Source organism: Curtobacterium sp. MCJR17_055, assembly GCF_003224335.1.
Lineage (GTDB): Bacteria > Actinomycetota > Actinomycetes > Actinomycetales > Microbacteriaceae > Curtobacterium.
This window is the reverse complement of sequence record NZ_QKLF01000002.1, coordinates 345,372-361,956: the sequence shown is the minus strand read 5'-3', so window position 1 is coordinate 361,956 and position 16,585 is coordinate 345,372. Positions and strand designations below refer to the sequence as shown.

Annotated in this window: 15 protein-coding genes; 13 read left to right on the top strand and 2 right to left on the bottom strand. The window is 72.2% G+C overall.

The annotated features are described in order from the left end of the window. Positions 1 to 16 precede the first annotated feature (16 nt). Positions 17 to 1,087, bottom strand: a complete 1,071-nt coding sequence (locus DEJ16_RS05790; RefSeq protein WP_110824413.1) for a zinc-binding alcohol dehydrogenase family protein — start codon at positions 1,085 to 1,087, stop codon at positions 17 to 19. A 94-nt stretch (positions 1,088 to 1,181) separates the two neighbouring features. Between DEJ16_RS05790 and DEJ16_RS05785 the strand changes: the two genes are divergently transcribed. Further along, entirely contained in the window at positions 1,182 to 1,796 is a 615-nt protein-coding gene (locus DEJ16_RS05785; protein ID WP_181419469.1) for a TetR/AcrR family transcriptional regulator, read from the top strand. Here DEJ16_RS05785 and DEJ16_RS05780 read toward each other — a convergent pair. Then, a complete protein-coding gene (locus DEJ16_RS05780; RefSeq protein WP_110824411.1) occupies positions 1,774 to 2,241 on the bottom strand; it encodes a hypothetical protein in 468 nt (155 codons plus the stop codon). The two genes, DEJ16_RS05785 and DEJ16_RS05780, sit on opposite strands and share 23 nt — an antisense overlap. 39 nt (positions 2,242 to 2,280) lie before the next feature. Between DEJ16_RS05780 and DEJ16_RS05775 the strand changes: the two genes are divergently transcribed. The 12 genes from DEJ16_RS05775 (at position 2,281) to DEJ16_RS15700 (ending at position 16,533) form a co-directional block, all read left to right on the top strand. Beyond that, positions 2,281 to 3,318, top strand: a complete 1,038-nt coding sequence (locus tag DEJ16_RS05775) for a zinc-binding dehydrogenase (protein ID WP_110824410.1) — start codon at positions 2,281 to 2,283, stop codon at positions 3,316 to 3,318. A gap of 127 nt (positions 3,319 to 3,445) precedes the next feature. Next, entirely contained in the window at positions 3,446 to 3,847 is a 402-nt protein-coding gene (locus tag DEJ16_RS05770; RefSeq protein ID WP_110858034.1) for a hypothetical protein, read from the top strand. Between the two features lie 58 nt (positions 3,848 to 3,905). Further along, positions 3,906 to 5,861 carry a hypothetical protein gene (locus tag DEJ16_RS05765; protein ID WP_110824408.1) on the top strand — a complete coding sequence of 652 codons (1,956 nt, stop codon included), beginning with the start codon at positions 3,906 to 3,908 and terminating at the stop codon, positions 5,859 to 5,861. Further along, a complete protein-coding gene (locus tag DEJ16_RS05760; RefSeq protein ID WP_110824407.1) occupies positions 5,852 to 6,586 on the top strand; it encodes a hypothetical protein in 735 nt (244 codons plus the stop codon). Before DEJ16_RS05765 ends, DEJ16_RS05760 begins: the two co-directional genes overlap by 10 nt. A gap of 179 nt (positions 6,587 to 6,765) precedes the next feature. Then, a complete protein-coding gene (locus tag DEJ16_RS05755) occupies positions 6,766 to 7,323 on the top strand; it encodes a hypothetical protein (protein ID WP_110824406.1) in 558 nt (185 codons plus the stop codon). Positions 7,324 to 7,458: 135 nt separating this feature from the next. After that, on the top strand, positions 7,459 to 8,181 hold the full coding sequence (locus DEJ16_RS05750; RefSeq protein WP_181419468.1) for a hypothetical protein: 723 nt from the start codon (positions 7,459 to 7,461) through the stop codon (positions 8,179 to 8,181). 108 nt (positions 8,182 to 8,289) lie between these two features. Then, on the top strand, positions 8,290 to 8,799 hold the full coding sequence (locus tag DEJ16_RS05745) for a hypothetical protein (protein ID WP_110824404.1): 510 nt from the start codon (positions 8,290 to 8,292) through the stop codon (positions 8,797 to 8,799). A gap of 62 nt (positions 8,800 to 8,861) precedes the next feature. Further along, the gene (locus DEJ16_RS05740; protein ID WP_110824403.1) at positions 8,862 to 9,572 is read left to right on the top strand and encodes a GntR family transcriptional regulator; all 711 of its coding nucleotides are present in this window, start codon (positions 8,862 to 8,864) and stop codon (positions 9,570 to 9,572) included. Continuing rightward, a complete protein-coding gene (locus DEJ16_RS05735; RefSeq protein WP_110824402.1) occupies positions 9,569 to 10,594 on the top strand; it encodes an ADP-ribosylglycohydrolase family protein in 1,026 nt (341 codons plus the stop codon). The genes DEJ16_RS05740 and DEJ16_RS05735 overlap by 4 nt, the downstream gene beginning before the upstream one ends. 86 nt (positions 10,595 to 10,680) lie before the next feature. Continuing rightward, positions 10,681 to 12,186 carry a cytosine permease gene (locus DEJ16_RS05730; RefSeq protein ID WP_110824401.1) on the top strand — a complete coding sequence of 502 codons (1,506 nt, stop codon included), beginning with the start codon at positions 10,681 to 10,683 and terminating at the stop codon, positions 12,184 to 12,186. Next, positions 12,186 to 13,106, top strand: coding sequence for a PfkB family carbohydrate kinase (locus DEJ16_RS05725; protein WP_110824400.1), 921 nt, complete (start codon positions 12,186 to 12,188; stop codon positions 13,104 to 13,106). Before DEJ16_RS05730 ends, DEJ16_RS05725 begins: the two co-directional genes overlap by 1 nt. 217 nt (positions 13,107 to 13,323) lie before the next feature. After that, complete coding sequence (locus tag DEJ16_RS15700) at positions 13,324 to 16,533, top strand: hypothetical protein (RefSeq protein ID WP_181419467.1); 3,210 nt, start codon at positions 13,324 to 13,326, stop codon at positions 16,531 to 16,533. Positions 16,534 to 16,585 lie beyond the last annotated feature (52 nt).

Genomic DNA, 16,585 nt, shown 5'->3' with positions numbered 1-16,585 from the left:
CTCGAGGCGCGGGGGCTCAGTCGCCCATCGACACCACGACCTTGCGGGCGGACACGCCGTTCCGCAGCGTCTGCAGGGCGCCGGGGAGGGCCTCCAGTCCGTGTCCGACGACCATCGCTTCCGGGGCTGCGCGGAAGCGCCCGTCGGCCAGCGCCGCGGGCAGGAAGTCGCGGAAGACGGCCGGACCGACGGGGGAGACCACCGGGGTCCCGCCCCAGATGGCGGAGACGCGGATGCCGCGGAGGCGGGCGATCCGTGACCGCACCGCGGTGACCGGATCGGGGTAGGCGGACGCGATGCGCTTCGCCCCGGATGCGCGACGAATGATCCGCAGGGCGTGCCCGAGCGACCCACTACCGATGGCGATCGTGCCCGCGAGCCGACGGCCCCGCAGTGCCGCGACGACCTCGGCGTCCACGTCGTCGTCCCGGTAGTCCAGGACGGCGTCGGCGCCGAGGGAACGGACGAGGTCGTGGTTCGCCCGACCGGCGGTCGCGACCACCGTGTAGCCGCTGGCACGGGCGAGCTGGACGGCGTTGCTCCCGACGCTCGTCGACGCGCCCCAGACGAGGACCACCTGGTCGCTCCGGTCCGTGCCGTCGCCCGGCAGGGGGAGGGCCAGCTGGTCGGCTTCGTACAGGCCCGCAGCCGCCGTCGCCAGCGCGAGCGGCAGGACGGAGGCCTGCTCGAATGACAGGTCGTCCGGGAGGCGCGTGGTGACGCGCTCGAGGACGGTCACGATCCGCTGGAACCCGCCCTCGGCCGTGCTGTTCCGCGGCTTCTCCTGTCCGGCGGCGAACGCGGTCACCCGGTCGCCCACCGCGAGGGCCGTGACGTCCGGTCCGACGGCGAGGACCTCGCCGGCGACGTCGCTGCCGAGGACGGTCGGGAAGCGCACCCACGGGGTCACGAGGCGCCGGAGCGGGCCGGTGATCGCGTCGACGGGGTTCACCGCCACGGCACGGACGCGGACGACGACCTGGCCGGCGGCTGGGGTCGGCACCGGGGTGGGCCGGACCTCGAAGGGGCCGCGAGGGCTGAGCAGGAACAGTGCGGCGTTCGTGGTGGTGGGGTCGTCGGCGGTCATGCGGGCTCCTCGCTCTCCGGTGCCGATCATCGCGATGACACGTGATGTCATCGTACGCCTCATGACACGTCGTGTCGTCAGCTACGATCGGACGATGCGATGGGCTCCGGATGCACGAGGACGGCTCGAGCGCGCCGCGTTCGAGCTCTTCGCCGAGCAGGGGTTCGCCGCCACGACGGTGCCGCAGATCACCGCGCGCGCCGGGCTGACCACCAGGACGTTCTTCCGGCACTTCACCGACAAGCGCGAGGTCGTCTTCGCCGGGTCCGAGATCCCCGAGACCGCAGCGCGACTGATCGTCGGCGCACCGGCGGACCTCGACCCGACGCAGGTCGTCCGGCACGTGCTGCACCAGATCTCGGCGGCGCGCTTCGACGGCCACCACGAGCAGACCGCCGCCTGGCGCCGGATCATCGAGGGGAACGACGAACTCCGTGACCGGGACGCCCGCAAGCGGTCCGACCTGGTCCGTGCCGCGCAGGCCGCCTTCGTCGAGCGTGGACAGACCCCGCTGCAGGCGACCGTCGTCGCGGAACTCGGCGTGCTCGTGTTCCAGGTCGCCCTCGAGCAGTGGGCGGCGGGGACCGGGGAGCGGTCGTTGGCCGAGACGATCGACGAGGTGTCCACACTGGTCCGGGAGCGCACGACCCCGGCTCCGGGTGCGCACTCCTCGGGCACGCGTCCGGTCAGCGACCACCCGGCGGACTGACCGTCGGGCCTCCCTCACCAGCCGGCCCCGAGGAGCGGTACGGCAGCATCCCGGTGTCGGCGTACCCGCGAGCCAGCCGGATGGCGGCCATCCAGCCCCAAACACGCGTCCGCTTGCCGATGTACGCCGGGCCGAACCAGGTCTCCTGTCCGGCGTCACTCGGAGGCACCGATCCGACGACCTGGAGGCCGCCCTCGGTGAACACCTCGATCCGGGTCGCAGCACGCTCGAGCGGCGCGACGCCGCTGACGGTCTCCGGTGACGGCGGCCCGTCCGCCCGCCAGTCGAGGATCCCGACGACGAGGTTCACGCGGACGCGCGGCTGCAGTTCGAGGACCTGCAGACACGACCACCGCCCGCTCTCGCCCTGCACGGGGACGAGGTCCCCGACCCGGAGCGCGGTGGCGCTGCGCGGGGAGAACGGGAACGTCCTGGCGGTCACCACGCCGTCGACACTACGGGCCGGGATGGGAGGATCGTGCCCATGCGCGCCGTGACCTTCACCGCCTTCTCCGCGACGCCGGCCGTCACCGAGGTCCCCGACCCGGAGTGTCCGCCGCACGCCGCCGTGGTCCGCGTGGTCGCGACCGGCGTCTGCCGCAGTGACTGGCACGCCTGGCGCGGGCACGACGACACGGTGTCGCTGCCGCACGTCCCCGGACACGAGTTCGTCGGCGTCGTCGAGCAGGTCGGGGACGAGGTCCGGCAGTGGCAGGCCGGCACACGCGTCACCGCCCCGTTCGTGAACGCGTGCGGCACCTGCCCCACGTGCGTCGCCGGCCGCCAGAGCATCTGCCCGAACCAGACCCAGCCCGGGTTCGACCGGCCCGGGTCCTTCGCCGAGCGGGTCGTCGTGCACCACGCGGACACGAACCTCGTCGCGGTGCCGGACGCCATCGACGACGCCACCGCCGCCGGACTCGGCTGCCGGTTCGCCACCGCCTACCGCGCGGTCGTGAACCGCGCCCGAACCGCCCCCGGCGAGCACGTCGTCGTGTTCGGCTGCGGGGGAGTCGGGCTCTCGGCGATCGTCGTCGCCGTCTCCCGCGGTGCACGGGTGACCGCAGTGGACGTCTCCGCCGAGGCGCTCGCGCTCGCCCGCACCCTCGGCGCCACCACCACGGTCGACGCGCGGACGGACGACGTCGACGAGCAGGTCCGAGCGGCGACGGAGGGCGGCGCGCACGTCGTCGTCGAGGCGCTCGGACGCGCCGCCCTGGTGCGGCAGGGCATCGCCGCCCTCCGCCCCGGCGGTCGGCACGTGCAGGTCGGGCTCCTCGCCGGCGCGGACGCCAGCCCGCAGGTCGACCTCGGCCGCGTCATCGGCCTCGAGCTCGAACTGCTCGGCAGCCACGGGATGTCCGCGCACGAGTACCCGGCGATGCTCGCCGAGATCGCCGCGGGCCGTCTCGACCCGGCACCGCTGGTCGGGCGGACGATCGCGCTCGAGGACGCGCCGGCGGCGCTCGCCGCGATGGACCGGCCGGCGACGGCGGCCGGCACGACGGTCGTCGTCCTGTAGTCGCCACCGTGTGGCGGCCGGGAGGCGCACCGCGGCACCGCCACGGGCCTCCCGGCCGCGACCGGCCCGGTCCGGCAGACTGAGGGCGGGGGCCGCGCCGACCGTGCGCGGTGACGAGGGGGAGACCATGTCGGAACCGCGACCGCGCGTCCGTCGCCGCTGGCGGCTGTTCGCACTGCTCGTCGTGGTCGTCGACGTGCTGATGGTCCTGCCACTGCCCTTCCTGATCGTGAGCTACCCGCTCGGACTGGCCTCGTACAACGGGATCGCGTACGGGCTGCTCACGTGGGGTGCGCCGGCAGCGGCCGTGCTCACGGTGATCGCGCTGGTGGTGGTGCCGGCACCCCGCGAGCTGCTCGACGCCGGAGCGGGCGTCCTGGCCGGGCTGATGGCGTTGGGCGGGGTCGTCTGGCTCGGTGTGGCCGCGAGCTTCGGTGGGGCAGCGGGTCCGCTCGGTCTCCTGTTGCTGGGGGCGGCGGCGCTCATGGTCGCGCTCATCGTCAGGGGCGGTCCGCGTTCCGAGCGCTGAACGGGTCCGGAGTACGAAGCCGTACCGGTGCCCGGGCAACGTGGCTACCATGCCACCCATGGGGGTCGAATTCGACGATGCTGCAGCGGGGGCGCTGATCAGGGCGGCGCAGTCCGCGGACGGAGCCTTCACCGGGCAGAGCGGTGCCCGGCGAGGCGCGGTCGAGACCGCGATGCAGGAGTTCCGCGGGGGGTACGCCGAACTGTTCCGGACGGCGAGCGTCACCGAGTCCTCGGAGCGGGGTCGGCTCGCTCGTGCGATGGACGACCTCGCACAACAGGTCGAGCGGGCGAAGCAGCAGGCCGCGGAGGAGAACCGACGGCTCGACGAGGTGCGGGCCTGGGAGGGTCGGGAGGCCGACCGGGACGAGCGTCGACGGACCCAGCCGCTCGGTCCCGTCGTCAGCGACATCGAGGAGCTGTTCGACCCCCGACCGTCCGAGCCCGCGGTCCGGCCGTCGACGATCTCCGTCGCGTTCACCGCCTCGCAGCGAACGCGGACGAGCAGCGGCAACGCATCGGGGACCAGCAGCGCGAAACCGGATGCCCTCCGGTCCTTCGCGACGCAGTCCCGGTCGTGCAACACCACCATGCGGCAGCACCTGGAGGAGGTCGCGGACGCCTGGACACGGTTCACGTCGAGTTCCTCGTGGGTGCCGGTCGGTGGCTCCGGCTTCCTCGACAACGGGTCGCGCTTCGTCGACGAGAACGACGCCGACGTCACGTGGATGGAGCACGTGGCCGCCGCGTTCGAGCACGCCGGCAGCGGGACCCTCACGAACCACGCGCTCGACCTCGCGGTCGCCGCTTACCTGACGACGCAGGGCCAGGACCCGGTCGAGGTCCTCCGGCACATGGACGCCGACGTCGGTGCTGCGTGGCTCGCCGCGCACCCCGAGGTGCTCGACGCCCTGGTGACGACACCGCCCGCATGGGGCACCCCGTCGACCGTGTACTCCGCGATCGTCCAGGCGGAGCGCGCCCGCGGAGCCGATCCGGTCGACTTCGCGACCGTGCTGCAGCGCATGTACGTGTCGCGGGCAGCGGAGAAGGTGGGGATCGACATGGCCACCTGGGACACCGCTCGGGGCGCAGAGGCGCTGCTCGGACAGGTGACGGGGTCGTACCAGTACTACGCACAGCTCTACCTCGACAACCCGGACTTCATGTGGGCGGGGATGGCGAACATGGTCGGGCCGGACTTCGCCGCCGGGTTCCTCGACCTGCACTCCTTCCGCGACCACATCGGCGAGGTGACACCGTTGCTGCCGCAGTCGATGCGGCCGCTCACGGACGTGCTCGCGACCATGGGCGACAACGAGATCGCCTTCTACGAGAAGACGTTCCTCGACATGCAGAAGGGCATCTTCCTCGATGCCTCCACCATGCACGAGGCGTACCTCGACGCCGGGATGGACGGTGTCAAGGAGCTCCGCGCGGCTGGACTGCTCGCTGGTGGCGCTGACCAGTCCCCGTCCGAGCAGGCAGTGTCGGCACAGTACGCGGAAGACGCCTGGAACGACATCGACACGGGGATGCGAACCGGGTCGCAGGACCTGGTCGACCGGGGGAACGGGGCGCTGCTGTACCGGGAGCAGCACGACACGATCCAGCGCCAGTACAACACGATGCGGGACCATCCCGTCACCGGTGAGGCCTTCACCACGGTGCTCGGCATCGTCGGGGATGCGTCCATCCCGGGGACGAAGACACTCGGCCAGTACGAGGGCGGGGCGTCCGTCACGGTGGATGCACTGCCGACGGTGCCCGGGGTGCAGGGCGTGACCGAGACGGTGTACATCCCGTCGCAGAACCTCTCCGACTTCCCGGTCCGCTGGGACTACATCGAACACGACACCCTGCCCGCCTGGCAGACCCTCGCGCACGACGACCCGGAGCGTGCGCGCGAGCTCGTCGCCGGGTCGGTCCCCGACCGGATCCAGGACCGACGACTCGACCACCGCCTGGGCGACCTGGTGGACGACCTGCACGACACGGAGTTCAGATGGCGATGACACCGACCCGCGTCCTCGGGCCCGCGATCGCCGCCCTGGTGGTCGTGCTCCTCACCGGGTGCACGCCCGGACCCCCCGACCCGGCGCCCGTCGGGTCGTCCACCTCCGACGGAAGCGAGCACGGCGTGAGCCATCGAGGCCCTGAACCCACCGCCAGGTCATACGAGAACGGGGTCGAGACCTGGGACCTGACGGTGCCGCCCTCGGTCGAGGCGTTCGGGATCGACACGGACGTCCCGGAGAACACCGCCGCCCTCGTCGGCGCCTATGCCTCCACGGGTCCCGGCGGTCGCCCGGTCAGGCTGCTGCTTCCCGGCGGCGAGGAGGTCCAGGTGCAGGCGACCCAGGTGATCTTCGACGCACTCGACAGCAAAGAGGAGCGGAAGGACGACTCGGGTGCGGTGACCCTGCCCGAAGGTCGGCTGTTCCACCTCCAGGTCGATGCCCTGACGGTCGAGGGCGCAGATGCCGGTGTCGACGGGTATCGGGACGTCCTCCGGCAGCTCGACCTTCCGAGTACGTCCGTTCGGAAGCTCCAGGACAAGGTCGCAGCAGCCGACTCGGTCGACCCGGTGGACGCGTCCCAACCAGTCGGTGCCAACGCCAGCGTGCCGAAGACGAACGGGCTCGACTTCGGCGTGAGTTCGTCGTTCCGGCCGAACGACGAGCCGCTGCTCTTCGCCCTGCGGCTCAACGGCGCGTGGGACCCCGTCCCGATCCCGTGATGTACTTCGGACGGGGACGCCGCAGACGAGTCGGCATCGGGGTGGGAGTGGTCGTGACGTCGTTGCTCCTCTCCGCATGCGCAGCAGCGGTCGTCCCGTCCCGTCCTGAAGCCGTTCCCGTTGCCCCCGCGGACCGTGCAGCACACGACGTGGACCACCACGGTCCCCGTCCGACAGCAATGGCGATCAAGGACGGTGTGGAGGTCTGGGACCTCACGGTTCCGCCCACAGCCGAGGCATTCGGGATCGATCCCGACGACACCGTGATGGTCGGCGCCTACAGTTCGTCCACCCCCGGTGGTCGTCCTGTCCGCTTCCTGCTCCCGGGGGGAGAAGACGTCGACGTCCGAGCGAACGAGGTGGTGTTCGAGCTCAGCGAGAACGACCAGGCGATCACGAGTCGAGCGACCGGCAAGGAGCTCTCGCCGGCGGGGCGGTTCTTCGACCTCCGCGTCGATGCCCCGGCTGCTCAGGGAGCCGAGGCGGGTGTGGCTGCGTACCGTAAAGCCCTGCAAGAACTCGGCTTGCCGGATGACACCGTGTCCGAGTTGCAAGAGCAAATCGAACGTGCCGCAACCGTCGACCCGCTCAGCTCACCGCGAGTCGGCGTGAGTGCGAGCATCCCGAAGACAGACGGTTTCCGGTTCAGCGTGAGCACCGCCTTCCGCCCGGACCGGGACGATCCGACCTTCCTCCTCGAGTTCCACGGCGCTTGGGACCCGCTACCCGTTTCCTGAGCTCGGTTTCCAAGGGCGCGGATGACCCGGGACCAAGGACGCCCGGTCAGGTGATGGCAATGGGACATCGGGGAGCACATGAGCAAAGAACATCGGGATCCGGGACGCGCCACCAGCAACGGCGCGGGAGGCGGCTTGCGGCGCCTCCCGGCGGCGGTGATCACCGTCCTGCTCGCCGTCCTGCTCGCGGGGTGTGTGGCTGCCGAACCCATGGGCTCGGTCAGCGAGCCGAGCAACAGCGTCACGGCTCGTCAAAGCGTGAGCCACGTCGGCCCCGAACCGACGGCGATGACGGTCGAGAACGGGGTCGAGACCTGGGACCTGACGGTGCCGCCCTCGGTCGAGGCGTTCGGGATCGACACCGACGTCCCGGAAGGCGCGCGGACCCAGGTCGGTGCGTACGGCTCGGAGTCCGGCGGGGGACGTCCGGTCCGGTTCCTGCTCCCCGGCGGCGAGGAGGTCCGGGTCCAGGCGACCCAGGTGATCTTCGACGCCCTCGACAACGCGCAGGAGATGACGGACCAGTCGGGCAAGGTGATCCTGCCGCAGGGGCGGCTGTTCCACCTCCGCGTCAACGCCGTGCCGGTGGAGGGCGCGAAGGCCGGCGTCGACGCGTACCGCGACGTCCTCGAGCAGCTCGACCTGCCGGACACGTCCGTCGGGGAGCTCCAGCAGAAGATCGCAGCGGCCGACTCGGTCGACCCGGTGGACGCGTCTCAGCGGGTCAGCGTCGGGGCCAGCGTGCCGAAGACGGACGGACTCGACTTCGGGCCCAGCACGTCGTTCCGGCCGAACGACGAGCCCCTGCGCTTCACCCTCCGGTTGAACGGCGCGTGGGACCCCGTCCCGATCCCGTGATGGGCGCCGGACGGCGGACTGGGGCGTGAGCGTGCCCGTCTCCTGACCTCGGCCGCCGAGGGCGAGCCGACCACTGCTACGGTGCGAGCACGGACCGGGGGGAACACGATGCGGACACTGACCGCACTCTGCGCAGCCGTCGTCATGGCGACGGTGACGATCGGCATGACGGGGTGCACCGACGCACCCGACGGCGGGACGCCACCATCGGCAGCCGCAGCGAGGCCGACGGCGTCCGCGACGCCGGGGCTGCCGGAGCACCTGGCGATCCTGCACCGGCCCTTCGCGGCGACGGACGCGTTGCCGGACACGGAGGCGGCCGCTTCGACGCTCGACGAGGTGGTGCTGAACGGCCAGCGTCGTGCCGGTGCGTGGCACGGCACCACCTACTGGGTGGCTGCGGCGTCGAACGGCGGAGCGTGCCTCATCGCGGAGAACCCCGACCCGGCCAGCCCGGACGACTGGGCGACGTGCGGCGGGACCGATGTGCCGGCCGCGGAGGTGCTCGTGACCATGGAAGGCGACGACGGACACCGGGTCTCGCTGGTGTCCGACGGCTACACCGACCGGGGGCCGACTGCGCTGCACGAGGTCGTCCCCAACGTCTGGGGGAACTGACCGCATGCGTCCGAACGGCCCCGACGTGACTGGACAGGTCTTGTACATGTAGTCTCCTCTGCATGCCCGTCCCACCGAAGCGACGCCTCGTCGCCGATGCCCTCCGCGACGCGATCGCGACGGGCCGCTACGCCCCGGGCCAGCGCCTGCCCGGGGAGCACGACCTGGCCGAGCGGTTCGCCGTCAGCCGCGGGACGGTGCGGGCGGCGCTCGCCGACCTGGCGGACGAGGAGTACATCGCGATCCGCGGCGGCATCGGCTCGGTCGTCACGTTCGACGGCGCCGCGCTCGACCCCAGGAGCGGCTGGGCCCGGTCCCTCGAGGCGACGGGCACCGAGGTCGCCGTCCGCGTCCTCCGGATCGCCGCGGTGAGCGCGCCGGCGGTCGCCGCGGAGCTCGGGCTCGACGACGCCGACTTCGTCGCCGTCGACCGCGTCCGGCACGTGGCCGGGGGACCGGACATCTCCCTGGAACGCAGCCTGGTTCCGCCGTTCGGGAGGCTCGCCCGAGCCGTCGACGAGGGTCTCGTCGACGGGTCGCTCACCGCCACGATCGCGGAGACGGGCCTGGTGCCGGCGCTCGCCGAGCAGTGGGTCGACGTGCTCCCGCTGACCGAGGAGGACGCGGTGCTCCTCCACAGGACTGCGGGCGACCCGTTCCTCCACAGCCGACGCGTCTCGCGCACGGCCGACGGCACGTTCGTGGAGGCTGTCGACAGCCTGCTCGACCCGAGCCGGTTCCGCATCCACATGACGTTCGGGAGCGCACGATGACGACGACCAGCACCGCCGCCGAGCACGCCCTCGCCGCTTTCCGGGGCCTGGCGATCGGCGACGCCCTCGGGATGCCGACGCAGTCGCTGTCGCTCGAGCAGATCCGTTCCGACCACGGGGTGATCAGCGGGTTCGTCGACGCCGGGCCGAACCAGCGCATCGCACACGGCATGCCGGCGGGGAGCATCACCGACGACACCGAGCAGGCCGTCCTCGTCGCCGAACTGCTCGTGCAGGGGCAGGGTCGGCTGGACCCCGTCGACTTCGCCCGCGCGCTCATCGACTGGGAGCGGACGATGGCGGCCAAGGGCTCCCTCGACCTGCTCGGGCCGAGCACGAAGACCGCCGTGCAGCGCATCCTCGACGGTGTCCCCGCGTCCGAAGCGGGCTCGACGGGCACGACGAACGGTGCCGCGATGCGGATCACCCCGGTCGGGATCGCGACACCGCTCGGTACCGGGTCCGACGGGCTCGCCGGACTGGTGGACGCCGTGCAGGACGCCTGCCGGGTCACCCACGACACCGGGCTCGGCATCGCGGGGGCCAGCGCGGTCGCGGCAGCGGTCTCGGCCGGCATCGACGGCGCCACGCGTGCCGAGGCGCTCGACGTCGCCGTCGCCGCCGCCCGGATCGGCGAGACCCGTGGCCACTGGGTCGCCGGTGGCTCGATCGCCGACCGCACGGAGTGGGCACGCGGCCACCTGGCCACGGTCCCCGACGCCGAACGGATCGACGTCGTGTCCGGGCTGATCGGCACGAGCGTCGCGTCGCAGGAGTCCGTCGTCGCCGCGCTCGCGCTCGTGGCGCTCGACCTCGACCCCTGGCGGACCGTCTGCACCGCGGCGAGCATCGGTGGCGACACCGACACGATCGCCGCCATGGCCGGCGCCGTCCTCGGTGCCGTGCACGGTGCGGTCGCCTGGTCCGCCGACGCGGTCCACCAGGTGGAGACCGTCAACGACCTGCACCTCGAGGAGCTCACCGAGCGCCTCCTCGACCTCCGCACCGGCCCCGGCCGGTAGCGGCACCCAGACCGCCGGGCGGCGGTTCCCCCCTTGCCGCCGCCCGGCTTCCCCCTCGCACCCTTCCGATGACGTAAGAGGACCTGATGACCAGCACGCCGACCGACGCCACCACCCGCGCCGGGACCCTGACCACCGTCGAGCAGCGGGGCATCGAGCCGGTGCCGGCCGCCGAACGCACCGGGACGCCCGGCGCGCTGTTCTGGGTCTGGTTCGCCGCGAACATCTCGATCCTCGGGCTCCCCCTCGGTGCCACGCTCGTCGCCTTCCAGGGACTGACCGTCTGGCAGGCGCTCCTCGTCGCGGTGATCGGCGCCGCAGGCTCGTTCGCCGTGGTCGGGGTCATCTCGATCGCCGGACGCCGCGGGGGAGCGCCGGGCCTGACCCTGAGCCGCGCGGTGTTCGGCGTCCGCGGCAACGTCGGCCCGACGTTCATCTCGCTGCTGAGCCGCCTGGGCTGGGAGACCGTGAACACCACGACCGCCGCGTTCGTGCTGCTGTCGCTGTTCACGATCCTCTTCGGCACCGACGGGGGCTCGAAGGCGCACCCGGTCATCACGATCGTCGCGATCCTGGTCTTCGTCGCCGCCACGGTGCTCATCTCCGGGCTCGGGCACGCGTTCATCGTCGCCGTGCAGAAGTGGGCGACGTGGGTCTTCGGTGCGCTGAACGTCTTCGTCGCGGTGTTCCTCGTCGCCCGCATCGACTGGGACGTCGTCGGCGCGCAGCCCGCCGGCCCGGTCGCCGCGATGGTGATCGGCATCGGGACGATCGCGGCCGGGACCGGTATCGGGTGGGCCACCGCGGGCGCCGACATCGCCCGGTACACGCGCACCAGCGTCCGCGCCGGCAAGCTCGTCGCCGCGAGTGCAGCCGGTGCGGGTATCCCGCTCGTCGTCCTGGTCGGACTCGGCTCGCTCGTGTCCGCCGGTGACCCGACCCTGGCGCAGGCCGGGGACCCGGTCGCCGCGATCCGCGACATGCTGCCGAGCTGGATGGCCGTGCCGTACCTGATCGCCGCGTTCGGCGGGTTGCTGCTGTCGAACCACCTGTCGGTGTACTCGGCGAGCCTCACCACGCTGACCCTCGGCGTGAAGGTGCCGCGGGTCTGGGCCGTCGCGGTCGACGTCGTCATCACCACGCTCGGCGCCATGTACTTCATGCTCGTGGCCGACGGCTTCTACGCCCCGTTCATCACCTTCATCTCGGTGCTCGCCGTGCCGATCACGGCCTGGCTCGGTGTCTTCATCGCCGACATGCTCCGCCGCACCTGGTACGACCCGGAAGCGCTGCTCGACCTCCGCCGTGGTGGCCGCTACTGGTACGCCGGTGGGGTCGCCTGGCCCGCAGTCATCGCCTGGGTCGTCGCGATCGTCGTCGGCTTCCTGTTCACGAACGTCCAGGTGGGCGACGCCGACCCGGTGTTCGTCGGGGCGTTCTCGGACACCTGGATCGGCGTGAACGGCCTCGGCTGGGTCGTCACGTTCATCGTCGCGGCGGCGGTCTACCTGCTGACCGGCGGCCCCCGCGGCACGCTGCACGAGCAGCCCGACCAGTCCGCTCCGCTGCCGCACACCGAGCACACGGTCTGATGGGCCGCCTCGTCTCGGTCGGCAACGTCATCGTCGACATCGTGATGCGCATCGACGCCCTCCCGGAGCCGGGCGGGGACGTCATCGCCGCGGGCTCCGAGATCACGGCCGGTGGCGGCCTGAACACGATGGTCGCCGCCCGCCGGGACGGCATGGACGTCGTGTTCGCCGGGCAGTACGGCACCGGCCCCTTCGGGGACGTCGTCCGGCGGGCGCTGGCCGACTCGGGCGTCACCGTCGTGCAGCCCGGGCTCGCCGACGTCGACAGCGGCTACTGCGTGGCGCTCGTCGACGCCACGACCGAGCGCACCTTCGTCACGAGCGTCGGCGCGGAAGGGCAGCTCACCCGCGCCGACCTGGACCGTGTGGACCTGCAGGACGACGACATCGTCTTCGTGTCGGGCTACAGCCTGGCGCACCCGGTGAACGGTGCGGCCATCGCCGACTGGCTCGAGACCGTCCCGCCGTCCGTCCGCGTGGTGTTCGACCCGTCGCCGCTCGTCGACACCCTGCCCGGAGACCTCCTGGCCGCCGTGTCCGCACGGTCGGACGTGGTCAGCGCCAACAGCCGGGAGGCACGACTGCTCTCCCCGACGTCGACCACCCTCGCTGCGGCGACCGCCGCGATCGCGGTGACAGCGCGGGGGACCGCCCTGGTCCGGGACGGTGCCCACGGCTGCTGGGTCGTCGAGTCCGGTGGCACACCGGTCCTGGTCCCCGGGTTCCCCGTCGTCGCGGTCGACACGAACGGGGCGGGGGACGCGCACGCCGGCGTGCTGGCCGCCGCGCTGGGGCGTGGGGCGGGCCTCCCGGACGCGGTCCGCCGGGCCAACGTGGCGGCGGCGCTCGCGGTGACCCGGTCCGGGCCGGCGACCGCGCCGACGGCGGAGGAGACGGACGCGCTGCTCGCCGGAGCGTGACGCGGTGACCTCCGCGATCGCCGCACCCGTGCGGCTCGAGCGGTCCGACCGGACGGTCCAGCCGCTTGCTGGAGCCGTTCATCGCGTTCCGTGGCTGAGGCGGGGCGCCGGTGTTTCCCGCCCGTCAAGTGTTGGTTACGAGCCCGTTTCCGATGCTCGGCGAACGCTCACGCTCCTCGAAGCTTCCTCTTGAGAACCCCTTCACTCGAGGAGCCCCTTGTCCAGAACCCGTTCCCGGAGTCGGCTCGCCGCACTGGCGATCACCGCCACGCTGACTCCCGCCCTCGTCCTGACCGCAGCCCCTGCGTTCGCGGCACCAACCCCTGACCCCGTCGTCGCCTCCGGCTCCGACTGGGACGTCACGACCGCTCCCGGCGGGTACCTCGTGTCCCTCGACCTCGACGCACCGCTGCCGATGGTCGACGACGCCCCCACACTCGTCGTCGACGGTGAGCCCATCGGCCTCGCCACCGAGTCGGCGGACGGGAAGACCCTGCAGGTCCTCACCGCCGACCGGTCCGTCGCCGACGCGAAGGACGTCACCAAGGCCTGGTCGAGCGGCGACGCGGACAAGGCGACCGAGACGACGACGGCCCCGGTCACCCCGGCCGTCCCCGAGAACCGCACCCTGAAGCGGCAGATGAAGTCCCTCGCCACGGCGGACGCGGTCGAGGACCCGTCCACGCCGGGCGCCTACGAGGTGACCGAGGCCGAGTACGACTTCGGTGACCAGGCGATCCCCCTCGCGGCGATCGGCGGCATCCGCGGTGAGCTCACCGGGAAGATGTACCTGACGAGCGCCGCCGGCGAGCGTCCGACCGTCGTGCTGCTGCACGGCCGCCACACTTCCTGTGCGGGCACCGGTGCGAACCCGCTGCGCTGGCCCTGTGGTCCGACCCAGTCCAACGTGCGCTCGTACCTCGGGTACGAGGGCACCGCGCGTGCGCTCGCCACCCGCGGCTACAACGTGGTCTCCATCGCGGCGAACGCCGTGAACTCGAACGACAACCAGCTCGCCCTCGACTACGGCGCACAGGCCCGCGGTCAGCTGATCCTCGACACGCTGGACATGCTCGGCAAGGCCGACGCCGGGACGGCCGTCTCGTACGACGACGTCACGACGGCGACGACCTCCGCCCCGAGCACGACCACGACCCGCACGCTCGACGACGCCCTCGTCCGCGCGACGACCCGCACCGACCAGCCGGCCGCCGCCTCCACCGTGACGGCGGCGTCGCTCAAGGGCCGGTTCGACCTGACGCACGTCGGCATCATGGGCCACTCCCGTGGCGGTGAGGGTGTGGTCTCGGCCGCCACCCTCAACGAAGCGCTCCCGAAGCCGTTCGGCATCGAGTCGGTCCTGCCGCTCGCACCGGTCGACTTCGGCCGCATGACGCTGCCCGACGTGCCGACCGCCGTCTTCCTGCCCTACTGCGACGGCGACGTGTCGAACCAGCAGGGGCAGCACTTCATCGACGACTCCCGGCACGCCTTCGGTGACGAGGTCCTCCGCTCCGCGGTGTGGGTGATGGGCGCGAACCACAACTTCTTCAACACCGTGTGGACCCCGGGCAAGTACCCGGCGGCGACCGGCGACGACTGGAACGTCCGCGACACCACGTCGACCTGTGCCACGACCAGCCCGACCCGCCTCACCGCGGACCAGCAGTACCAGGTCGGCGTCAGCTACATGACCGGCTTCTTCCGCCTCACCATGGGCGGCGAGACCCAGTTCCAGTCGATGTTCGACGGTTCGGTCAAGCCCGCGACCACCGCGACGCCGTTCGCCGACGTCCGGACCATGGCCGCGCAGCCCACCTCGAAGACGAAGCTCGTCACCGACTTCACGAAGTCGAGCTCCCTCGTCCGCACCGTCGGGGGCGCCACGGCCGCGGTCTGCTCGAACCTGACCGGTCGGACGCTGCCGCAGTCGAACCCGTTCTGCGCCACCACCAAGGGCTCGGCCCAGGTGCCGCACTGGACGCCCGGCTCGTTCGCACCGAACGTCCCCGCGTTCCCGACCACCCGGTTCCTGTGGACCGGAGCCTCCACCACCGACCCGGCAGCGCCGAGCACCGGTGAACTCCGCGTCTCGGTCCCCGCGACGGCACGCAACGTCTCCGACAGCACGCAGCTCACGCTGAAGACCGCGCCCGACGAGGCGGTGTCCACCGGCACCGACTTCCGGATCACGATCCTCGACGGCTCCGGCGGGACCTGGTCGACCGCTGCGTCTGCGGTCAACCCGCTCGCCGTCAACCGGATGCCCGGCGGCACGAACACGACGCTCAACAAGATCGTCCTGCAGCAGCTGACGATCCCCACGGCGTCGATGACCGGCCTGGACCTCACCGACGTCCGCGAGGTCCGCTTCACCGCGGGCGTCGGGGCCGACGGCACCGGCACCGGCGGGGTCTACTTGTCCGACCTGGCGTTCGACACCCCGAGCGTCGGCACCGCCGTCGCCCAGACGCGCACCACGGTGAACGTCGCCCCCACCGCGGTGGAGGAGGGCGCCGGCCCCGGCACCGCCGACGTCGCCGTCTCCCTGTCGCGTGCCGAGTCCCGTCCGGTCACCGCGTACGTCAGCGTCCTCGGCTCGGCGACCGGCACCGTCGGCGTCGGCATGGAGCGCGTGACCTTCGCACCCGGCGAGACCTGCCGCGCGGTCACCGTGCCGACGGCCGGCAACACCATCGCCTCGGCGACGCCCAGCTCCGCCCTGAAGGTGAGCGTCACGAACACCAGCAACGCCGTCATGGGCGCGTCCGCGTTCACGAACCTGACCGTCCGCGAGGACGACGGCGTCACGGCGCCGGCGAAGGCGATCGCGCCGGTCGGCAAGCAGGGTGACGTGTGCGCCGAGCGGACCGCCGCGGCCGCTCCGGTGGCGCTCGGCACCTCCGCTGCGAAGGTCACGCCGGGTACCACCGTCCTGCTCACGGGCACGGGCTTCCGCCAGGGCGAAGGCGTCACGTTCCGCTCCGGTGAGACGGTCGTCGACACGGCCGTCGCCGGGTCGAGCGGCGCGGTCGCCGGCACCCTGCAGGTCCCGGCCGACGCGGACCTCGGCGCGCTCGCCGTGTCCGCCGTCGGTGCCGGTTCCGGCCGGGAGGCCCGAGCCACCGTCACGGTCGTCGCGACCACGCCGAAGCTCGCGCTGAAGGAGGGCAGCCGCGCGACCGTCGGCGGGTCGTGGAAGGTCGGCCGGACCATCACCGCGAAGCCCGGTTCCTGGAACGCGAGCGGGGTCACGTTCACCTACAAGTGGTCGCGTGACGGGAAGTCGATCCCCGGAGCGACCAAGGCCACCTACAAGACGACGTCGAAGGACGTCGGGGAACGGCTGAAGGTGACCGTCACCGCCAAGAAGACCGGCTACACGACCGGGACCACGACCGGGCTGTCCGGTCGGATCCACAAGTAGTGCCGCACTGATCGACGAGGGCGGGTGATCGCGAGGTCACCCGCCCTCCGTC

Bases quoted from the DNA above. Each gene is read 5' to 3' on its own strand.
- DEJ16_RS05765 (WP_110824408.1), top strand. From the start codon at position 3,906: ATGGGGGTCGAATTCGACGATGCTGCAGCGGGGGCGCTGATCAGGGCG.
- DEJ16_RS05745 (WP_110824404.1), top strand. From the start codon at position 8,290: ATGCGGACACTGACCGCACTCTGCGCAGCCGTCGTCATGGCGACGGTG.
- DEJ16_RS05755 (WP_110824406.1), top strand. From the start codon at position 6,766: ATGGCGATCAAGGACGGTGTGGAGGTCTGGGACCTCACGGTTCCGCCC.
- DEJ16_RS05790 (WP_110824413.1), bottom strand. From the start codon at position 1,087: ATGACCGCCGACGACCCCACCACCACGAACGCCGCACTGTTCCTGCTC.
- DEJ16_RS05730 (WP_110824401.1), top strand. From the start codon at position 10,681: ATGACCAGCACGCCGACCGACGCCACCACCCGCGCCGGGACCCTGACC.
- DEJ16_RS05785 (WP_181419469.1), top strand. From the start codon at position 1,182: ATGCGATGGGCTCCGGATGCACGAGGACGGCTCGAGCGCGCCGCGTTC.
- DEJ16_RS05760 (WP_110824407.1), top strand. From the start codon at position 5,852: ATGGCGATGACACCGACCCGCGTCCTCGGGCCCGCGATCGCCGCCCTG.
- DEJ16_RS05735 (WP_110824402.1), top strand. From the start codon at position 9,569: ATGACGACGACCAGCACCGCCGCCGAGCACGCCCTCGCCGCTTTCCGG.
- DEJ16_RS05775 (WP_110824410.1), top strand. From the start codon at position 2,281: ATGCGCGCCGTGACCTTCACCGCCTTCTCCGCGACGCCGGCCGTCACC.
- DEJ16_RS05770 (WP_110858034.1), top strand. From the start codon at position 3,446: ATGTCGGAACCGCGACCGCGCGTCCGTCGCCGCTGGCGGCTGTTCGCA.
- DEJ16_RS05725 (WP_110824400.1), top strand. From the start codon at position 12,186: ATGGGCCGCCTCGTCTCGGTCGGCAACGTCATCGTCGACATCGTGATG.
- DEJ16_RS05740 (WP_110824403.1), top strand. From the start codon at position 8,862: ATGCCCGTCCCACCGAAGCGACGCCTCGTCGCCGATGCCCTCCGCGAC.